The organism is Tropicimonas sp. TH_r6 (assembly GCF_033101155.1).
Lineage (GTDB): Bacteria > Pseudomonadota > Alphaproteobacteria > Rhodobacterales > Rhodobacteraceae > Tropicimonas.
On record NZ_JAWMPX010000031.1, the window covers coordinates 1 to 19,114 of the forward strand.

Annotated in this window: 17 protein-coding genes and 1 tRNA gene; 7 read left to right on the forward strand and 11 right to left on the reverse strand. The window is 62.0% G+C overall.

Going from position 1 to position 19,114, the window contains the following annotated elements:
- The 7 genes from R3X27_RS21370 to R3X27_RS21395 all read right to left on the reverse strand — a co-directional run.
- The coding region (locus R3X27_RS21370; RefSeq protein WP_317710931.1) for a hypothetical protein at positions 1 to 220 on the reverse strand (220 nt) is incomplete at its 3' end.
- Entirely contained in the window at positions 213 to 494 is a 282-nt protein-coding gene (locus R3X27_RS25695; protein WP_411572525.1) for a helix-turn-helix transcriptional regulator, read from the reverse strand. The genes R3X27_RS25695 and R3X27_RS21370, both read right to left, overlap by 8 nt.
- A 77-nt stretch (positions 495 to 571) precedes the next feature.
- On the reverse strand, positions 572 to 1,621 hold the full coding sequence (locus R3X27_RS21375) for a site-specific integrase (RefSeq protein ID WP_317710932.1): 1,050 nt from the start codon (positions 1,619 to 1,621) through the stop codon (positions 572 to 574).
- Between the two features lie 120 nt (positions 1,622 to 1,741).
- A tRNA-Val gene (locus tag R3X27_RS21380) sits at positions 1,742 to 1,816 on the reverse strand.
- Between the two features lie 136 nt (positions 1,817 to 1,952).
- Positions 1,953 to 4,373 (reverse strand): endopeptidase La, encoded by a 2,421-nt coding sequence (gene lon / locus R3X27_RS21385; RefSeq protein ID WP_317710933.1) that lies wholly within the window; start codon positions 4,371 to 4,373, stop codon positions 1,953 to 1,955.
- A 281-nt stretch (positions 4,374 to 4,654) separates the two neighbouring features.
- Entirely contained in the window at positions 4,655 to 5,785 is a 1,131-nt protein-coding gene (gene tgt, locus R3X27_RS21390) for a tRNA guanosine(34) transglycosylase Tgt (protein WP_317710934.1), read from the reverse strand.
- Positions 5,786 to 5,918: 133 nt separating this feature from the next.
- Complete coding sequence (locus tag R3X27_RS21395; protein WP_317710935.1) at positions 5,919 to 7,451, reverse strand: putative bifunctional diguanylate cyclase/phosphodiesterase; 1,533 nt, start codon at positions 7,449 to 7,451, stop codon at positions 5,919 to 5,921.
- Between the two features lie 240 nt (positions 7,452 to 7,691).
- On the opposite strand from R3X27_RS21395, the gene R3X27_RS21400 reads away from it, so the two are divergent.
- From R3X27_RS21400 to tpiA, 4 genes are all read left to right on the forward strand, one after another.
- Positions 7,692 to 8,051: an SUF system Fe-S cluster assembly protein gene (locus R3X27_RS21400; protein ID WP_317710936.1), complete on the forward strand. Its 360-nt coding sequence runs from the start codon at positions 7,692 to 7,694 to the stop codon at positions 8,049 to 8,051.
- A gap of 61 nt (positions 8,052 to 8,112) precedes the next feature.
- Complete coding sequence (locus R3X27_RS21405; RefSeq protein WP_317710937.1) at positions 8,113 to 8,484, forward strand: iron-sulfur cluster assembly accessory protein; 372 nt, start codon at positions 8,113 to 8,115, stop codon at positions 8,482 to 8,484.
- A 308-nt stretch (positions 8,485 to 8,792) separates the two neighbouring features.
- A complete protein-coding gene (locus R3X27_RS21410) occupies positions 8,793 to 9,698 on the forward strand; it encodes a LysR family transcriptional regulator (protein WP_317710938.1) in 906 nt (301 codons plus the stop codon).
- Between the two features lie 61 nt (positions 9,699 to 9,759).
- Positions 9,760 to 10,509, forward strand: a complete 750-nt coding sequence (tpiA, locus tag R3X27_RS21415; protein WP_317710939.1) for a triose-phosphate isomerase — start codon at positions 9,760 to 9,762, stop codon at positions 10,507 to 10,509.
- A gap of 197 nt (positions 10,510 to 10,706) precedes the next feature.
- On the opposite strand, the gene R3X27_RS21420 is transcribed toward tpiA, so the two are convergent.
- Positions 10,707 to 11,525: a DUF2189 domain-containing protein gene (locus R3X27_RS21420; protein ID WP_317710940.1), complete on the reverse strand. Its 819-nt coding sequence runs from the start codon at positions 11,523 to 11,525 to the stop codon at positions 10,707 to 10,709.
- A gap of 570 nt (positions 11,526 to 12,095) precedes the next feature.
- On the opposite strand from R3X27_RS21420, the gene R3X27_RS21425 reads away from it, so the two are divergent.
- Positions 12,096 to 13,787: an iron ABC transporter permease gene (locus R3X27_RS21425; RefSeq protein WP_317710941.1), complete on the forward strand. Its 1,692-nt coding sequence runs from the start codon at positions 12,096 to 12,098 to the stop codon at positions 13,785 to 13,787.
- Between the two features lie 269 nt (positions 13,788 to 14,056).
- Positions 14,057 to 16,231, forward strand: a complete 2,175-nt coding sequence (locus R3X27_RS21430; protein ID WP_317710942.1) for an RNA degradosome polyphosphate kinase — start codon at positions 14,057 to 14,059, stop codon at positions 16,229 to 16,231.
- A 56-nt stretch (positions 16,232 to 16,287) separates the two neighbouring features.
- Here R3X27_RS21430 and R3X27_RS21435 read toward each other — a convergent pair whose 3' ends face one another.
- Positions 16,288 to 16,653: a hypothetical protein gene (locus R3X27_RS21435; protein ID WP_317710943.1), complete on the reverse strand. Its 366-nt coding sequence runs from the start codon at positions 16,651 to 16,653 to the stop codon at positions 16,288 to 16,290.
- 7 nt (positions 16,654 to 16,660) lie between these two features.
- Positions 16,661 to 17,728, reverse strand: coding sequence for an endonuclease/exonuclease/phosphatase family protein (locus tag R3X27_RS21440; RefSeq protein WP_317710944.1), 1,068 nt, complete (start codon positions 17,726 to 17,728; stop codon positions 16,661 to 16,663).
- A 384-nt stretch (positions 17,729 to 18,112) separates the two neighbouring features.
- Here R3X27_RS21440 and R3X27_RS21445 point away from each other — a divergent pair, with 384 nt between their 5' ends.
- Positions 18,113 to 18,427, forward strand: a complete 315-nt coding sequence (locus R3X27_RS21445; protein WP_317710945.1) for a DnaJ family domain-containing protein — start codon at positions 18,113 to 18,115, stop codon at positions 18,425 to 18,427.
- Positions 18,428 to 18,434: 7 nt separating this feature from the next.
- On the opposite strand, the gene R3X27_RS21450 is transcribed toward R3X27_RS21445, so the two are convergent.
- On the reverse strand, positions 18,435 to 19,106 hold the full coding sequence (locus R3X27_RS21450) for a TerB family tellurite resistance protein (RefSeq protein WP_317710946.1): 672 nt from the start codon (positions 19,104 to 19,106) through the stop codon (positions 18,435 to 18,437).
- Between the last annotated feature and the right edge of the window lie 8 nt (positions 19,107 to 19,114).

The window sequence follows — 19,114 nt, forward strand, 5'->3', positions numbered from 1 at the left end:
CCTCGTTGCCACAGATGTGTCTGGTATGCTGACACTTGGCGGGCAAAGCGATAGCCTGCGCAATTGTTGCTTTTCGGCCTCGATGCTTGAAGGTCGGGCGACCCCCAGTATGAGATCGATCAACGAACTTGCAGCCGAACTCATCCACATGTGCACATTCGTTGTTCACGATCTCAAGCGCATGGCATTGTGCCGTGTCCCACCACTCCACGTCAGTCATTGGCCGAACCTCGCGGGTCGTGCTGGCAATCTCGCAGCCAGGTATCGAGGTCTGTCCTGCGGTAGCGGATCGTTCGTGCCGTTAACCGAAGTACACGCGGACCTTCGCCGCGAAGGCGCATTCGTTTCAACGTACTGGCGCTGATCCCGACACGTTCTGCTGCCATCGCAGGTGTCAAAAGATCAGTCTCGGCATTGTGGGTGGAAGGTAAAGGCAGCGTCATCGGTAACTCCGAAATCGGGGTTTCGCCGTGACATCTGCCTTTGGGTGTCATCTGCGGTTCAGATTGGCCTATAGCGTAGCGAACCGATCACCGGAAGTCAAACCGGAGCAGAGGAAAACACCTATATTTCATTGCGTTGGGGGACATTTACTGTCGCCGAATGCAGCCGAAGTTTGCCTCAGCTTCGCAACGATATTGACCGCATTCAAATGCGTGTACCGAAGCAACATCCGCGTGTCGCGGTGGCCGCTGATCAGTGCAACTTCCGGCAATGAGAACCCGCGTTCAAAGAAACCGCTGATGGCTTCGTGCCGCATGTCGTGAAAGCGTAGATCGATGATGCCTGCGCGCGCGACAATCCTGCCCCACGCCAACTGGACGGCGTTTCCCTTCAACGTGAACACTCGGTCGCCGGATTGCACAGAGCCGAAATCGGTGTGTAGTCGTGTGAGTGTATCTATCGCGGTTGGCGACAGTGGGATTGTTCTTGCATGCCCATTCTTCGACGTGCGAAGGCGGATCACGGACAGGCGCGCATCGACATCGGCCCATCGGATTGCCAGCAACTCGCCCCGCCTCATTGCCGTTTCCAGCGCCAACACCACAAGAGGGTGCATCAACGGGTTTCGATATGCGGCGGCTGCATCGAAAAGAGCAGTACGTTCGTCTGGTGTAATCCTGCGTTCACGACGGTTACGAATTGTCGGCCTCCGCACTTCGCGAACCGGGTTTGTTGGCAGAGGCACACCCCAATCTCGCATCGCGATGTCGAGTGCATGTTGCATGATGCCGAGGTAGCGGCACACGCTGGCCGACTTCATGGTCTGTAGCCGTCGATCACGCCATCGCGCGATCCGCTTGTCCGATAGCTTGTCGAGACGGGTCGCAAACAATTGTGGATCGTCCCGTTCGATACTCGCAATCATGCACGCTTCGTTCCGACCCGCCTGTTTTCTTGCCACGATTTCCGTTCGATAACGAACCAGCACCTCACCGAACGTCGTTGTCCGAAGCAGTGTCATATCGACAGGAAGGCACCCGCGTTCTGCTTTCGCTTCGATGTCTCGCGACCACGACACGGCACCTCGTCGCGTGGTGAACGTCTTTGACACGTTCTTGCCGTCCGTTCTTACTTGCGCCTGCCACTTGCCATTCGGACGCTTCACAATGGTTGCCATTCCGGCTGATCTCCCGTCTTGCGGGCAGTCAGTGCAGCAGATTTGCAGCGGAAAGCGTTTTCAATGACATCCACCGGTCACGCATAACCGTCCAAGTCACTGATATGCATGCAGTGTGTCTGGTGGGTGATGAGGGATTTGAACCCCCGACATCTTCGATGTGAACGAAGCGCTCTACCACTGAGCTAATCACCCGGTGACGCGCCTATTACCGCCCCGAACCCGTGGCTGCAAGGGGGAACTTGCCCGCGCGGCGCGCTTTTTCCACGACACAAGCTCAACAGAAAAGGGCGCTGTCTCCAGCGCCCTTTCATTCGTCTCATCTGTTGGATCAATGCGCTGTCGGAGCCGTCGAAAGTGCTTCCTCGGAAGAGCTTGACCCCTTCGCCGCTGCCAGGGCCGCTTCCTCCGCCGCCTCGTCCCATTCGATTGGCTCCGGCACTTCGGTCAGAGCGATCTTGAGAACATCGCGCACATGGGACACCGGGATGATTTCCAGCCCTTCCTTCACATTGTCCGGAATCTCGGGAAGATCCTTCTCGTTCTCCTCCGGGATCAACACCGTCTTGATGCCGCCCCGCAGCGCCGCCAGAAGTTTTTCCTTGAGCCCGCCGATCGCCAACACATTGCCGCGCAACGTCACCTCGCCGGTCATGGCGATATCCTTGCGCACCGGGATCCGCGTCAGCACCGAGACGATGGACGTCACCATCGCCACACCCGCAGACGGTCCGTCCTTGGGTGTCGCGCCTTCCGGCACGTGGACATGAATGTCCAGATGATCGAATTTCGGCGGCTTCACTCCGATCTCCGGCGCAATGGAACGCACGAAGCTGTTGGCCGCATCAATCGATTCCTTCATCACGTCGCCGAGCTTGCCGGTCGTCTTCATCCGACCCTTGCCCGGCAGCTTCAGCGCCTCGATGGAGAGCAAGTCGCCACCCACGGACGTCCAGGCCAGACCGGTCACGACGCCAACCTGGTCTTCCTTCTCGGCCAGGCCGTACCGGAACCGCTTCACGCCGAGGAATTTCTCCAGATCGTCTGGATTGACGGTGACCGTCTCGGCCTCCTTCTTGACGATCTTCGTGATCGACTTCCGGGCAAGCTTGGCGATCTCGCGCTCCAGGTTCCGAACCCCGGCCTCGCGGGTATAGGTACGGATAATCTCGGTCAGCGCCTCATCGGTGAGCGCGAACTCCTTCTCCTTGAGACCGTGGTTTTTCATCTGCTTGGCGATGAGATGGCGCCGCGCGATCTCGCGCTTCTCGTCCTCGGTGTAGCCGGCAAGCGTGATGATCTCCATCCGATCGAGGAGCGGGCCGGGCATGTTGTAGCTGTTGGCCGTGGTCAGGAACATCACGTTGGAGAGGTCGTATTCCACCTCCATGTAGTGATCGACAAAGGTCGCGTTCTGCTCCGGGTCGAGCACCTCCAGCATAGCGCTGGACGGGTCACCGCGGAAATCCTGTCCCATCTTGTCGATCTCGTCGAGCAGGATGAGAGGATTCGTGGTCTTGGCCTTTTTCAGCGCCTGGATGATCTTGCCCGGCATCGATCCGATATAGGTCCGACGGTGGCCGCGGATCTCGCTCTCGTCGCGCACCCCACCGAGGCTGATGCGAATGAATTCGCGCCCGGTGGCATTGGCGACAGACTTGCCAAGGCTCGTCTTGCCGACGCCTGGCGGTCCCACGAGACACAGGATCGGCCCCTTGAGCTTGGCCGACCGCTGCTGCACCGCGAGGTATTCGACGATCCGCTCCTTGACCTTCTCGAGGCTGTAATGGTCGTCGTCGAGAACTTTCTGAGCGCGGTTCAGATCCTTCTTGACCCGGGATTTCTTGCCCCAGGGGATCGAGAGCATCCAGTCGAGATAGTTGCGCACGACCGTGGCCTCGGCCGACATCGGGCTCATGTTCTTGAGCTTTTTCAGCTCGCCCTCGGCCTTCTCGCGCGCTTCCTTGCTGAGCTTGGTCTCAGCGATCTTCTGCTCGAGTTCGGCAATCTCGTTCTGGCCCTCTTCGCCGTCGCCGAGTTCCTTCTGGATCGCCTTCATCTGCTCGTTGAGGTAATACTCGCGCTGCGTCCGCTCCATCTGCGATTTCACGCGGGTCTTGATCTTCTTCTCGACCTGCAGGACGGACATCTCCCCCTGCATCAGGCCGTAGACCTTCTCCAATCTCTCGGCGACCGACAAGGTTTCCAGAAGCTCCTGCTTCTGCGCGACTTCCAGACCCAGATGGCCAGATACGAGATCGGCCAGCTTGGCCGCCTCGCGGCTCTCGGCCACAGCGGCAAGAGCTTCCTCCGGGATGTTCTTCTTAATCTTGGAATAGCGCTCGAACTCGTCTCCGACCGAACGGATCAAGGCCTCGACCGTGTCGAGATCCCCGGGCACTTCGGTCAGAAACTCCGCATGGGCTTCGAAGAAATCATCGTTTTCAAGGTATTCCACGATCTGCACACGTCGGATGCCCTCGACGAGCACCTTCACCGTGCCGTCAGGAAGCTTCAGCAATTGCAGCACATTGGCCAGCACACCGGCCTCGTAGATGCCATCGGATTCCGGGTCGTCCTCGGCAGGGTCGATCTGGCTGGCCAGAAGGATCTGCTTGTCGTCCTGCATCACCTCTTCCAGGGCGCGCACAGACTTGTCCCGCCCCACGAAGAGAGGGACGATCATGTGCGGAAACACGACGATGTCTCGCAGCGGCAGCACGGGATAAGATTGGCTCAGGGGCTCTTGCATGCTCGTTTTCCTGTTCTTGGCAAGAAGGCTCCGGTCCCGCTTCGCGGCAACGCCCGGCCCTCTCCGGTGGTGGTCTTTACAAATGGGCTCTCAGCGCGCCCGTTTCAACCTGATCCGTGGTTTCAACCCAGTCTGCCCGGCGAGAACGGCATGGGCAAGCAGGCAGTCTCCGAACGGTGCAGACGCCGACACTGGACATGGGCAGACAATTGAAAGCAGACACTTAATCTCGCAGCGCGCAGCTTCAAGCTGTTGCGCAACACCAGACATTTTGTGCCGCGTTAAACTGGCTCGATATCGCCAAGGGCCCGTTCCGCATGGAACCTTGCTTCCCAGGCGGCAAAACCACCTGCCTCGATCGCGTCCCGCAGGCCCTGCATCAATTCCTGATAATAGTGCAGGTTGTGCCAAGTCAGCAGCATGGATGAAATGATCTCCTGTGCCCGGAAAACATGGTGAAGATAGGCCCGGGAGTAGTTCCGGCATGCAGGGCAACTGCACTGCTCGTCAAGCGGGCGCGGATCGTCCTGATGGCGGGCATTCTTGATATTGACCACACCGCGCCGGGTAAAGACCTGCCCCGTCCGTCCGGACCGAGAAGGAAGGACACAATCCATCATATCGATGCCACGCTTGACCGCGCCGACAATGTCATCCGGCTTGCCGACCCCCATCAGGTAACGGGGCTTGTCCGTCGGCAGCATTTGGGGCGCATAGTCAAGCACATCAAACATCGCCGCCTGACCTTCGCCAACCGCGAGACCTCCGACGGCATAGCCGTCGAAGCCGATGGCCTTCAGCGCTTCGGCACTTTCCGCGCGCTGATCCCGATAGACACTTCCCTGCTGAATGCCAAAGAGTGCATGTCCCGGTCGGTCGCCAAACGCCTCCCGCGAGCGTTTCGCCCAGCGCATCGACATCCGCATGGACTCAAGGGCCACGGCCTCCTCGGCGGGAAAGGGAGTGCACTCATCGAAACACATGACGATGTCGCTCCCAAGAAGCCGTTGAATCTCCATCGAGCGTTCCGGGGTCAGTTCATGTTTCGACCCGTCGATGTGAGACCGAAATTGCACACCCTCTTCACTGATCTTTCGAAGGTCATTCAGGCTCATGACCTGAAAGCCGCCGGAATCGGTGAGAATCGGCCGATCCCAGTTCATGAATTTGTGCAAACCGCCCAGCCTGTCGATGCGCTCGGCGGTCGGCCGGAGCATGAGGTGATAGGTATTCCCGAGCAGGATGTCCGCCCCGGTTGCCCGAACGTTCTCCGGCAGCATTGCCTTGACGGTTCCGGCAGTACCAACCGGCATGAAGGCAGGCGTTCGGATCTCTCCACGCGGAGTCCGAATTACACCGCTGCGCACGATCCCGTCGGTGGCGACCAAGTCGAAAGAGAATTCTTTTGCCATGCGCCTTCCAATCTCAGAAGGGCGCGCAGATTTCAATGAGTGTCTCTTACTTTACCTGACCAGACTGACAGGCGACGCCACTGCATTCACGCGCGCCCCCTGATGACCCGATACGTCCGTACAAGGATCGTGATCACGCGAGCGCGCTGGCAACACCGCCGATTTCCTCGAAATAGCCGCCATCAAGACGCCCCGAGAGGAGCAGTTCCGAGATCATTTCTCCCGGCAATGGACGTTCGAACAGGAAACCCTGCCCCAGATCGCAGTTCAGATTTGCAAGCATCTTGTAGGTATCTTCTGTCTCGATCCCTTCGGCTGTTACGCTGAGTTCCAGCGAATCCGCGAGCGAGATGATGCCGGCAACGATCTTGGCCTTCTGGGCATCTTCGGTCACCTGCGTTACGAAACTCCGGTCAATCTTGAGCTTGTCGAAGGGAAGCCGCGAAAGCGTCGCGAGGCTGGAAAAACCCGTTCCAAAATCATCGAGGGAGATGCGGATCCCGAGCCATCTCAACCGCTCAATCGTCTCCCGCGCATAGTCGAGATCCTCGATGACCGCAGTCTCCGTGATCTCGATCTCCAGACGTTCGGGCGGGAACCCGGTCTCAAGGAGAACCGACGAGATCGTGGCGGCCAGTTCGCTGTCCCGGAACTGGCGCGGGGACAGGTTGAAGGAAATTGTCAGATGGGATGGCCAGGCCTTTGCCGTTTCACAGGCCTGCCGCAGGACAAGCCAGCTTATGGCATTGATCTGGCCTGTGTCTTCCGCAAGGGCAATAAAACGCGTCGGTGGGATCTGACCGAGACGCTCATGATGCCAGCGTGAGAGGACCTCGAACCCGACCAGGCGCCGGTTGGCAATATCGACAATAGGCTGGAAATAGGGAACGATCTGTCCTGCCTCGATCGCCTCGGTCAGTTCGACCTCAAGCTCCGCTGCTTCCCGCAACCTTTCCCCGAGATCGTCGTCGAAGAAGTTCAACCGTCCACGCCCTTCGCGCTTCGCCCGATACATCGCCTGGTCCGCGTGCCGAAACAGTTGATCCTCGTCCAACCCTTCGCTCCAGACCGCGATTCCGATGCTGGTTCCAACCGCCAACTCGCCTTCTCCGATCGGAAATTTCGGCTCCATGGCTGTCATGATCCGGCGCGCCAGGCCAACCGCCTCATCCAGCTCATCATTCTCCCGGACCACAATGGCGAACTCGTCGCCTCCCAGCCGCACCGGGACCTGTTCGCTCTTGCAGGCAGCGCGCAGCCGGCTTGCAACATCCTGAAGAACCCGGTCCCCGACATCATGCCCGCGCAGATCATTGATCGGCTTGAACCTGTCCAGATCCATCAAGACGACGGCCAGAGAGCCTCCTTTGTGTTGCGAGGCTTCGATGTATTTCCGGATAACTTCTGACATGACACGACGATTGAAGAGCCCTGTCAGCGAGTCATGGCGAGAAATGTGTTTGGCACGTTTCTCGGCGACTCCCCGCGCCCGCAGGCTCTGTCTCAGCCTTCGGTTCCTCTCATAGAGGACAACCGGCAGGACGAAGCCGAGAAGGATGATGAAACTGAAGATCTCGTCAAGGTCCCAGTCCTCATGCGCGCGGGTGTATTCGTGAAGGCTCTCGAACAGCTCGACCTCTGCCGCGACGAACCAAACACCGATCACTCCAATCGACCAAACAAGAATTTGCAGGATCCGGGCCGTCACAATCTGTTCTCCAAGGTATCACGCAAAGGTACCTTGACTCAAAAAACCTATACAAAAGACTAATAGAGACGGTGCATTTTCCCAGAATTCCGCGCAGACCGACCAGTGTCGCGTTCCCGCGCACGGTGCTGCCTCTGGACCCGGCCTCCTCCATTCCTTATATAATCCCTCAACATTCTTCCCAGAAACGGGCTCCCGATGAACTCCGACACCCCCATGGAGGGCGAACCTCTTATCCGCCCCTCCTCCACAGACCATCCGCTTCATGACACCATTGTCGAGGCTTGCCGTACGGTTTTCGACCCCGAGATTCCGGTCAATATCTACGATCTCGGCCTGATCTATACCATTGCAATCAATGATGATTCTGAAGTCCGGATCATCATGACCCTGACCGCTCCGGGATGCCCTGTGGCCGGCGAAATGCCAGGGTGGGTTGCCGAGGCGATCGAGCCGCTGCCCGGCGTGAAACAGGTCGATGTCGACCTGACCTGGGAGCCGCCCTGGGGTATGGAAATGATGTCCGACGAGGCCCGACTCGAACTGGGTTTCATGTGAGATCTTGAGCGCGCCCGCTCGCATCCCTACCTTGGGTGGGCATAGGACAAGGACCACCTAGATGTTCTCCATTCCCGGCAAACAGGCCGTGACCCTCACGCCCCGCGCCGCCGCGCATATCTCGAAGCTGATGGACCAGAAGGGCCATCACGGGCTCAAGCTCGGCGTCAAGAAGGGCGGATGCGCGGGGATGGAATACACAATGGAATTCGCCGACACACTTGATCCGAACGATGAAGTGGTCGAGCAGGATGGCGCGCGGGTGATGATCGCCCCGATGGCGCAAATGTTCCTGTTCGGAACCGAGATCGACTACGAGGTTTCGCTGTTGGAAGCGGGGTTCAAATTCCGCAACCCGAATGTCTCCGAAGCCTGCGGCTGCGGCGAATCCATCAAGTTCGACGAAACCCTGTCCGACGCCGGCCAACCCTGACCCGACAACCATTTGGCGTGCCGGCTTGGAGGCGAGTCTGAAAGGATCGCCTTGCGGCGGCCACAGATTGCCGCCCTCAGGCGCAGTCTCCGGCGACGACGTCGCCATTTCAGATTGCTCTGAACACGCGCCATGATCAACTCGCGCTCGGTGGAGTGGCCGGGTTCAAACCACCAATTGTCGGTGTCAAAGTCGTAGAGTGGACGCAGCTCCATGCACCAGTCCTTTCATTTCTGAGAGAGTATCCCCAAGAAAACATACGCCGCTTTCCCATGACAGCCGCGGATATCGCATGTATGGTTTCAAAAATGAAAAGCGCACTTCCTCTCGACGATCTCGCCCTGTTCCTGCTGGTGGCCGAGACCGGATCGCTCACGGCCGCCGCTGCCCGGAGTGGTCTCAGCGTGCCGACGATGGGCCGGCGCATGACACGACTGGAAGGCGAGCTTGGCCGGCGCCTGTTCCTGCGTGGACCGGCTGGCTACGCCCTCACCACCGACGGACGCGAGCTTTCCGAGCGGGTCCTGCCCCTGAAATCCGCCGCCGCCGGGATCAGCCGCTGGCGCGATGAGGGCCGGGCTGTGGCGCGCGTTCGGATCACGGCGGGGCTCTGGACCTCGCGCTTCATCGCCCGCAACATCCGCAAGGTCTGGTCGGAGGACGCGATCTGGGCGCCGGACATGCTCGCCTCCAACCTCACCGTCGACATCGCGCGGCGCCAGGCCGATATCGGCGTGCGCAACCATCGCCCCGAACAGGACTGGCTGGCCGGCCGCTTCACCAGTCGGATCGAGAATGCCGAATATGGCACCGCGCCGGAGGTCGACGGCTATATCGCGCTTCCGCATGACGGCCCCTCGACCCCAACAGGCCGCTGGGTGCGGGCGAACCGCGCGGATCGTATCGTCATGCTGGCCAGCGACACACGTCTGGCGCTCGATCTTGCCCTGGAGGGAATTGGGCGGGTTGTCCTGCCCTGTTTTGTCGGCGATGCCGAGCCTGGGCTGCACCGCCTGACGCCGCCGATCGACGGGCTCGGGCATGAAGAGTGGCTGGTGGCGCATCACGAAGCCCGCCACGATCCGCCAGTCCGGGCGGCACTGGAGGCCATCGCGCAGTTGTTGACCGATGCAGCGCTGCGCCCCCAGATGGAGCAGGGTCAGACCCCTGCGGACACTGAAGGGCATCAATCGGCCGCAACCGCGATCCCTTGACGCTCCGCTCCCGTGAGGTCAATCAGGCGCCAACCCGAATGCCCAATTGGAGGTATACCCCATGGCGCAGAAACTAGCCGCCGGCAACTGGAAGATGAATGGCACCGAGGCCGCCCTGGCCGAGATCGACGCGATGCTCGCCGCCTATCCCGATCCGGGCTGCGGCGTGCTGATCTGCCCGCCCGCCACGCTGCTCGAGCGGATGAGCAAGCGCATCGGCGGCGGCAAGATCGCCACCGGCTCCCAGGACTGCCACATGAACGAGACGGGCGCCCATACCGGCGACATCTCGGCCGAGATGGTCAAGGATGCCGGCGGCGCCTACGCAATCGTCGGTCACTCCGAGCGCCGCACCGATCACGCCGAGACCAACGAGATCGTCAACGCCAAGGCGCAGGCCGCCATCGGCGCGGGCCTCGTCGCCGTTGTCTGCATCGGCGAGACGCTGGAGCAGCGCGACGCGGGCGAGACCCTCGACCTCGTGGGCGACCAGCTTGCCGGCTCCATCCCTGATGGCATCTCCGGTGACAACCTCGTCGTCGCCTATGAGCCCGTCTGGGCCATCGGCACCGGCCGTATCCCGACCATGGAGCAGATCATCGAAGTCCATGACTTCATGCGCGCCCGCCTCGTCGAGCGTTTCGGCGCCGAGACCGGCAACGCGATCTCGCTGCTCTACGGTGGTTCGGTGAAGCCCTCCAATGCCGCCGAGATCTTCGGCGTGGAGAATGTCGACGGCGCGCTGGTCGGCGGTGCCTCCCTGAAAGCCGCCGATTTCGGCGCCATCATCGACGCGCTGCAAAACGCCTGATCCCGGCAGGGCGGCTTCGGGGCGACCTGCTCCCGAAGCCTTACGGCAAACCAACCGAGCGGCAGCACGCGTTGCCGCTCGCCTCGACCGAGGGCTCCCGGGACAAGCCCCCGCGCTCCCCGCCCCCCGAAAGACCAGACGTCCCGTCCCCGCGGACACGGGACGCACGCAGTTTCTCAAGGTGTTGGGCACAGAGATCACCCCGCCGCCGGTTGGACCGCCCGCTGATAGAGATGCCATGTGGTGTGGCCAAGGATCGGCAAGGTGAAGATCAGGCCCAGAAACCCCGGTGCGAAGGACAACAGCATCGTGAGAAATATGATTGCCGCCCAGGTGAGCATGACCACCGGGCTTTCCCTGACGACGCGAACGGACGTGATCATGGCGGACACGAAATCCATGTCCCGGTCGAGCAGTATGGGCATGCCGACCACGGTCACCGAGAACAGGACCGCCGAGAGAAACGCGCCGACGCAAGAGCCGATCGCAAGGAAGGTCCAGCCCTCGGGCGTGAAGAATACGGTGTTCAGGAAGCCATCCAGATCCGAGAAGGACGCATCCTTCAGCACGATCACCAGCACGGCCCGGAACTGGTAGAACCACACCCACAGGATGAACAGGGTGACGAACGCCATCCAGCCCATCTCGCGCTTGCGCTGGTTGGCCATGACGGTGAGGATGTCACCCCAGCCGAAACTCTCTCCCCTCTGCAACCGGCGGGACATTTCATACAGCCCGGCAGCAGCGAAAGGCGCGACCAGCGGAAACGCTATGACGGCAGGAATGATCATCCAGATCTTGCCGAGCCAGATCAGGCACCAAACGAACAGCAGTCCGAACACCGCGTAGAACAGGCCGAAGAACCCGCTCATGACGGGGCGTGCGAGGAAGTCGGAAAACCCCGCCTTCAACGACTCGGTGATATCATCCGCGGTCACCGTGTTGACGTCGGGCATGGCCGGCGGTTGCGGCGTCGGCTCGTCCGGTGACGTGGGTCCTGTACTCTTGGATGTCATGTCTCGCTCCTCCCAAGGGACCGAGCCGCGCCGGTCCGTTTTCCAACAGGTCCGGCGGTGCAACGGACATCCCTCCTCCGCAGACAAGTTTGTATCAGCTTGGGCATTGGAGCAAGGTTGCGTATGGCAGCCAGGTCCACCGGCCTTGCTCCCACGGCCATCGCCGAATGCCCGCTCCCCTGCCGCAGCATGCATCGCCCGCTGAGCAATCCGGTCTCCCGGTCTGGTCGACATTCCTGCGAACAGGTCGTCCTTTCGGTCGAAACCCGTGCAGGAACGACCGAAAAAGCGACCCAAACGCCTTCTTTTGGTTCGAGTTGATCGCACCCCTGCCGGAACCGCTCCCTCAGGTACAAAAACGACCGGAATTTCGGTCACGCCCGACCACAGTTTGGACCAATTCGACCGGACCTTTGGGGGAACTCCGCCCAGACGCCCGCCGGTTCCCAATCGGTCCACCCGTGCCGGATCGTCGCCCGTCCCGTTGCCCAGCGTCTTTATTGCTGCCTTTCACACCCGCCGCACGATTTCCGATTTCCGCGCGGGCCTAAATCCGATAAAAACGCTCGCATGAGCTTGCGCCCTTCCGTCCTGGCCGAGCGATCAGCGTCCGGCCTGCTCCGCGGGGGGGCGCTTTTCGTTGCGGCGATCTGTTTTCTGCCAATGGTTGCCGTGGCGGTCGCCGCCGCTCTTGGATCGACCGAAACCCTGCGGCACCTGGCCGAAACTGTGCTGTGGACCTACACGGCCACGACGCTGAAACTCGTCCTCCTCGTCGCCCTCGGAACCGCCGCCATCGGTACGGGGGCTGCCTGGCTGGTGACAATGACCCGCTTCCCCGGCGCCCGCTTCTTCGAGATCGGCCTCGCCCTGCCTATGGCCTTCCCGGCCTATGTAATGGGTTATGCCTACACGGATTTCCTCGACCATCCCGGCGCCGTGCAGACCGCGTTGCGCAGCCTGACCGGGTGGGGCCCACGCGACTACTGGTTCCCGGAAATCCGCTCTGTCGAGGGCGCGGCGCTGATGCTGATCCTCGTCCTGTATCCCTATGTCTACTTACTCGCCCGCGCCGCCTTCCTGCAGCAAAGCGCCACCGCCTTCCTCGCCGCCCGCGCGCTCGGGCGCGGGCCCTGGGCCGCCTTCCTGCGCGTCTCGTTGCCCATGGCGCGCCCCGCCATCGCCGGCGGCGTGCTGCTCGCCGTGATGGAAACCATCGCCGATTACGGCACCGTCTCCTATTTCTCGGTCCAGACCTTCGCCACCGGCATCTATACAAGCTGGTTCACCATGGCCGACCGCGCCGCCGCCGCCCAGCTTGCGCTCTGCCTGCTCGGTTTTGCCCTGATGCTCGCGATCCTCGAACGCATCCAGCGCGGCGATGCCCGCCACCACGCGGCCGGCAAGCGCTTCGAACGCCTGCCCCCGAGTCTTTTGACCGGGCTGCACAAATGGGGCGCCATGACGCTCTGCGCCATTCCGGTGTTCTTCGGATTCGCCTTGCCGGTCGTACTCCTGGTCACGATGGGGCTCGAGAGCGAACAGTCGCTCTTCACCAGCCGCTATGCGCATTTCACCCGCAACACGATCCTGCTCGCTGGCACCGCGGCGCTGCTGACGACGCTCGGCGCAGTGCTGATCGCCTTTCGCCAGCGGCTCTGGCCGTCGCGCACCTCACGCATGGCAAACCATGTCGCCCGGCTCGGCTATGCAGTCCCCGGCGGCGTGATCGCGGTCGGGCTGCTCGTGCCCTTCGCCGCCATCGATAACGGCCTCGACGCCTGGATGCGGGCCAGTTTCGGCATCTCGACCGGCCTGCTCTTCACAGGCTCGATCTGGCTTCTTGTCGTCGCCTACATGGCCCGCTTCATGGCCGCTGCGCTCAACGCCTATGATAGCGGGCTTGGCACGATCCACCCCAACACCGACGCCGTGTCCCGCACGCTTGGCACGCAACCGCTGGAAATGCTGCGCCGCGTCCACCTGCCGATCCTGCGCCCCTCGGTGCTGACAGCGCTGCTCATCGTCTTCGTCGATACGATGAAGGAACTGCCCGCGACGCTCATCATGCGACCTTTCAATTTCGACACGCTGGCCGTTCAGGCGCACCGCCTCGCCGCCGATGAACGGCTCGACGGCGCGGCGGTCCCGAGCCTCGTGCTGGTCGCGGTGGGGTTGCTGCCCGTGATCCTCGTCTGCCGGGGGATCGGGGCGCGCCCGAAATCACGGGTCTTCGGACCGGCACCGACGCCGGCCGAATAAACGGCTTCGGGATTCATTCAGCCCCCCGAGAAGCGCCACCCGTCTGGCCGAACGCCCCCCGGGATTCATCTCGACAAACAACGCAGTTTGCGCGTCGGAGACTGCCTGATGAGGAGCGTCCGCCGCTCAGGCGAGACTGTCCCATCGCTGCCACCTCCTCCGTTTTGTCCCGACCCCGCGCCTCTTGACTTTTCGACCCGAAAGATGGCCTCATCCTAGACCTCATTTTTCCGCCAAACCGTTGCTCGAACGTCCAGGATTCCGACGCCATGACCGAAGCCGACTTCCTCAAATCTCCCTATCCCGCCCCCGTCGAGATCCCCGCCGCGCAGCTCTCCGGTCCACGTCGCTTTTTCAATCGCGAACTGAGCTGGCTGGCATTCAACTGGCGCGTCCTCGAGGAAGCCACCAATCCGCGGGTGCCACTGCTGGAGAGGGTCCGCTTCGTGTCGATTTCGGCGACCAATCTCGACGAGTTTTACACCGTCCGCGTCGCCGGGCTGCGCGAACTAGCCCGCGAGGGGAACATGACCCCTGCCGCCGACGGGTTGACCCCGCTCGAACAGCTCCAGCAGATCAACGAGAATGCGCGCGGGCTCCTGCAAGCGCAACAAACGGCCTGGAACAAACTCAAGAAAGAGATGGAGGCCGGAGGCATCGAGCTGCTCGCCCGCTCCCGCCTGACCCGTGCCGACAAGACCCATCTGGAAGCCCATTTCCTCTCCCAGGTCTTCCCGGTGCTTTCCCCGCTTGCCATCGACCCCGCACACCCTTTTCCCTTCATTCCCAATGCCGGTTTCTGCCTGGCACTGCAGCTCACCCGCGAAGCCGATGGCGTCGCCCGGCAGGCGCTTCTGCCGATCCCGGCCCAGGTCGATCGCTTTGTCCGGCTTCCCTCGGACAATGCAACGCACCGCTTCTTGCCGCTCGAAGACCTGCTGATCCTGCATCTGGGATCGCTCTTCCCCGGCTATCGGCTGGAAGGGCATTGCGCCTTCCGGGTCCTGCGCGACAGCGATCTGGAGGTCGAGGAAGAGGCCGAAGACCTCGTTCGAGAGTTCGAAGTCGCGCTGAAGCGGCGGCGGCGGGGCGACGTGATCCGGCTCAAGATGACCACCGGCGCGCCGAAAGCGCTGCGGGCAACGATCATGGAGGAACTCGCCGTTTCCGGCGACGAGGTGGTCGAGGTCAAGGGCCTGCTGGGATTGACCGATCTCAAGGAACTTGTGCTCGACGAGCGCCCGGACCTGCTCTGGCCGAGTTTCACATCGCGCGTGCCCGAGCGGGTGCAGGATCACGAAGGCGACATGTTCGAGGCGATCAAGCAGAAGGACATGCTGCTGCATCACCCCTATGAGAGCTTCGACATGGTGGTGCGCTTTCTCGCCCAGGCCGCGCATGACCCCAATGTGCTGGCGATCAAGCAAACGCTCTACCGAACCTCGAAGAACAGCCCGATCGTCACGGCGCTCTGCGAGGCGGCGGAGGACGGAAAGTCGGTCACGGCGCTTGTCGAGCTGAAGGCGCGGTTCGACGAAGCGGCCAATATCCGCCAGTCACGCAAGCTTGAGCGCGCCGGCACGCATGTCGTCTACGGGTTCACCAATTACAAGACCCACGCCAAGATCAGCACGGTCGTGCGCCGCGAGGGCGACAAGCTGGTGACTTACACCCATTACGGCACCGGCAATTACCACCCGATCACCGCCAAGATCTATACCGACCTGAGCTTCTTCACCTGCGATGCGGCCCTCGGGCGCGACGCGACCAAAGTGTTCAACTATCTCTCCGGCTATGCCCAGCCGGAGGTGCTCGAAAACCTCTCCATCTCGCCGCATTCTCTCAAGCCCAAGCTGGTGGAGATGATCGGCAAGGAGGCGGAGCTGGCGCGCAAGGGCAAGCCGGCCGAGATCTGGGCCAAGATGAACTCGCTGATCGAGAGCGAGGTGATCGACGCGCTCTACGAGGCCAGCCAGGCCGGGGTGAAGATCAATCTTGTCATCCGCGGCATCTGCGGACTGCGTCCGGGGATCAAGGGGCTGTCGGAGAACATCCGGGTCAAATCCATCGTCGGGCGCTTCCTGGAGCATTCGCGGATCGTCTGTTTCGGCAATGGCGCGGGCCTGCCCTCGAAACGGGCCAAGGTGTTTTTCTCCTCCGCCGACTGGATGGGGCGCAATCTCAACCGCCGCGTCGAGACGCTGGTCGAGGTTGAGAACAAGACCGTCAAGGCCCAGATCGTCGAACAGATCATGGCCGCCAACATGGCCGACACGGCGCAGAGCTGGGTGTTGCGTCCCGATGGCAGCTTCGAGCGCATCGCGCTGCCCGACGGCGATGCGGGCTTCAACTGCCATCGCTTCTTCATGGAGAACCCCTCGCTCTCAGGACGGGGGTCAGCGGGCGCTGCGGATGTGCCGGAGCTGGCGCATTCACGCGATTGAACGCAGCGCCGCGACATCCGGCTGCGCGGCCTGTCGTGGCAGCCGCGCTCCGCGGGTCAGATATCGACTTCGTCGTCCTCTGACGGTTCTTCGCCCGGCTCCAGCGGCGTCTTGCGCCGCAAGATGATATCGCCATTGGGCAGGCGCTCGGGCGGGTGATACGCGTCGAGATCGTCGACCAGCGTGTGGAACTTCTCCAGCATCGGCGCCATTTCCTTGGCGAAGGCGCGGAGTTTCGGCTCCATCTCGATCGCCAGATCTTCCATCATCGGCTGCATCTCGTCCGTCAGCCCCTTGAGGAGCAGCTTGGCCCCCTCCTCGATCAGGCTGAACCCTTCACCGACTTCGCCCTCCTGGGCAGGTGCGGCAAGAGGCAGGACAGTGAGGGCGGTTGCCAGAACGGCTGCAGCTATGGGTTTCATGCCGGGATCATACGCCTGCCGTAGGATTCGCAAAAGCCTCCATCTCGATATCCAGCGTCACCGGGAAGTGATCCGACGCCGCGAGCAAAGCCTCGCGCAGTTCCGGCACCGCGTAGATCGCCGCATCGTCGAACGGGTGCCAGATCCGCCAGACCGGACGGCGCGACAGCAGCCCGGGCGAGATCATGATGAAGTCCAGCAGGGCCGAGAGATAGCGCTTTTCGACATCATTGTAGAAACGGGCCGTCGCTGGCGGACGGGCCGCGGATCCGTGAGAGCCGGGACCGACCTGCGCATGCGGGTCGAAGAGCCGCGCCTCGGCCGGCTGCCCCTGCCCGGCAATGATGTCCAGACCGGAGCGGCCGAAGAGCTCTTCATATTCGTCCAGCCCCGGTCCGTCATTGAAATCGCCCAGCACGATCAGCGGATCTTCCGCCGCCAGATGCGCCTCGACCCGGCGACGCAGCCAGATGCATTGCGCCAACTGCTTGCGCCGGTTGGCAATCGAGATCCGCATCACGTCGGCCTCGCTGCGCGCGCCATGCGGGGCCTTGGACTTCACATGCACCCCGATCAGCCGGAACCGCGCACCGGAAGCACAGGTCGCCTCCAGTTCCAGCGGCGGCTTGGAAAAGGTCACGTGGTCCGGCGTGTCGTCGATATCGAGATCGATCCGCAGCGTGCCATCGAACCGCGGTGCCGCGTCGCCGCCTTTCTTGCCGACGAACTCGCCCTGCGGGTCATGCTGCACGGAGAGCTTGTCCGGATCATAAAGCAGCGCGATTTCCTGTTCGGTGTGATTGACGAACCCGGTTGCCGCGCGGCGCTGGCGCAGGTCGTAGGTGGCGGCGAAGGTTTCCAACGCCACCACCGTATTGCGATGACGGCTATGGTCGGGGGCCTCGACGATCAACACCGCATCCGCGTCCAGCGCCGTGAAGACCATCCCGAGCGCTTCGAGCTGCTCGCGCCGGGTCACCTTGTACCGCGCCGACCAGCGATCGCTCATGTCCGGCTTGCCCTCGTCGTCGAAAAGCAGGTTCATCCACTCGACATTATAGGTCGCAATCCGCATCCGCCCCTCCGCGAAACCCGCCAGCCCCAGCCGGGCCGTAAACCGACGCTGCCCTGAATCCGCCCAGGAGGCAATTCCCTGCGACAGGCCGGTACGGACAGGGGCGTATTCTTCCAGCGACAGTCAGCCTTGCGCATTCGACAGACCCTGCGCGGTCACAAAAGGGTTAAAAAACAGCTATCTCAAGAGCGTGCTTTCCGCGGTTCACCCGGAAGGAAGGCAGGGCGTCCGGCAACTCGACCGGGCGCCTTTTCGATTCCGGCGCCCCAATCCCCGGCCCGGCAAGCCATGCAGGGAACGGAACCCCGGCATGTCGCACGGGGATTTGCCTTGCCTCATAGCCAGCGCGCTCCGAGGATGCGCCAGTTAAGAAACGGGTCTTCCATGTCCAATCCGCTGAGTTTCCTTGTCGACAAGGCCATCCGCGCCGCCGAAGCCGATGGCGCCTTCGAAAACCTGCCCGGTTCCGGCAAGCCGCTGGCCGACTTGCATGTGCCCGGCAATGCGGTGATCGACCGGATGCTGAAGGAGGCGAAAGCCAAGCCGCCGGTCGTCGTCTTCAAGGCGAAGATCATCGCCAGCCAGGAAAGGCTGCGCGGGCTGAAAGATCCGGAAGAGCGCAAGGAAGAGATGCAGCGGCTTGCCGACCTGCAGACCCGACTGGCCATCGAACAGGAGGCCTTGCGGCGCTTTGGCTGAGTGCGGCTCAGGCCGAGATCTGCTCCCAGGCGCGGTTGAGCGCGATGAGGCGCTGCTCGGCCATGCGGATCGCCTCTTCCGGAACACCCCGCGCAATCATCACATCCGGATGGCTGGTGCGCACCTCCCGGTGCCAGACCTTGCGAATCTCCGCCAATGGCATCTCGGGGCTCACGCCAAGCACCTCATAGGGGTCGGGCTCGGCATCGGGCACGCTCCGGGCGCGCAAGCTGCGGAATTCCAGGTCCGATAGCCCGAAAATCTTTGCCACCTGCGCCAGGATCTCGTTCTCGGCCTCGTGATAATCGCCATCCGCGATGGCGATATGGAAGAGACCTTCCATGAGATCGCGGAGTACCTCATGGCCGTCCTCGAAGAGCGCCGCGATGCGCCGTGCATATACATCGTAGCCCGCCACGTCCTGCCGCGCGAGGTTGAAGACCCGCGCCGCATTGGCCTCGTCAGCCTCTGCGATGATGAAGACCTCGCGGAAGGCGCGCACTTCGTCCCGCGTTACCTCCCCGTCCGCCTTCGCGAGCTTGGCGCCGAGCGCGATCACGGCGATGGTGAAGGCGACCCCTTTTTCCGGCGGCGTGCGCAACCGGTCAAAGACGTCCGAGAGCGGCTCGCCCGAGGCCAGCGCCGAAAGCGCGGCGGATATGCGTGACCAGATCGACATGGCCCGCA

Coding starts and splice junctions, on each gene's coding strand:
- R3X27_RS21410 (WP_317710938.1), top strand. CDS start 8,793: ATGAAAAGCGCACTTCCTCTCGACGATCTCGCCCTGTTCCTGCTGGTG.
- R3X27_RS21375 (WP_317710932.1), bottom strand. CDS start 1,621: ATGGCAACCATTGTGAAGCGTCCGAATGGCAAGTGGCAGGCGCAAGTA.
- R3X27_RS25695 (WP_411572525.1), bottom strand. CDS start 494: ATGACACCCAAAGGCAGATGTCACGGCGAAACCCCGATTTCGGAGTTA.
- tpiA (WP_317710939.1), top strand. CDS start 9,760: ATGGCGCAGAAACTAGCCGCCGGCAACTGGAAGATGAATGGCACCGAG.
- R3X27_RS21400 (WP_317710936.1), top strand. CDS start 7,692: ATGAACTCCGACACCCCCATGGAGGGCGAACCTCTTATCCGCCCCTCC.
- R3X27_RS21430 (WP_317710942.1), top strand. CDS start 14,057: ATGACCGAAGCCGACTTCCTCAAATCTCCCTATCCCGCCCCCGTCGAG.
- R3X27_RS21440 (WP_317710944.1), bottom strand. CDS start 17,728: ATGCGGATTGCGACCTATAATGTCGAGTGGATGAACCTGCTTTTCGAC.
- R3X27_RS21405 (WP_317710937.1), top strand. CDS start 8,113: ATGTTCTCCATTCCCGGCAAACAGGCCGTGACCCTCACGCCCCGCGCC.
- R3X27_RS21435 (WP_317710943.1), bottom strand. CDS start 16,653: ATGAAACCCATAGCTGCAGCCGTTCTGGCAACCGCCCTCACTGTCCTG.
- R3X27_RS21420 (WP_317710940.1), bottom strand. CDS start 11,525: ATGACATCCAAGAGTACAGGACCCACGTCACCGGACGAGCCGACGCCG.
- lon (WP_317710933.1), bottom strand. CDS start 4,373: ATGCAAGAGCCCCTGAGCCAATCTTATCCCGTGCTGCCGCTGCGAGAC.
- tgt (WP_317710934.1), bottom strand. CDS start 5,785: ATGGCAAAAGAATTCTCTTTCGACTTGGTCGCCACCGACGGGATCGTG.
- R3X27_RS21425 (WP_317710941.1), top strand. CDS start 12,096: ATGAGCTTGCGCCCTTCCGTCCTGGCCGAGCGATCAGCGTCCGGCCTG.
- R3X27_RS21445 (WP_317710945.1), top strand. CDS start 18,113: ATGTCCAATCCGCTGAGTTTCCTTGTCGACAAGGCCATCCGCGCCGCC.
- R3X27_RS21450 (WP_317710946.1), bottom strand. CDS start 19,106: ATGTCGATCTGGTCACGCATATCCGCCGCGCTTTCGGCGCTGGCCTCG.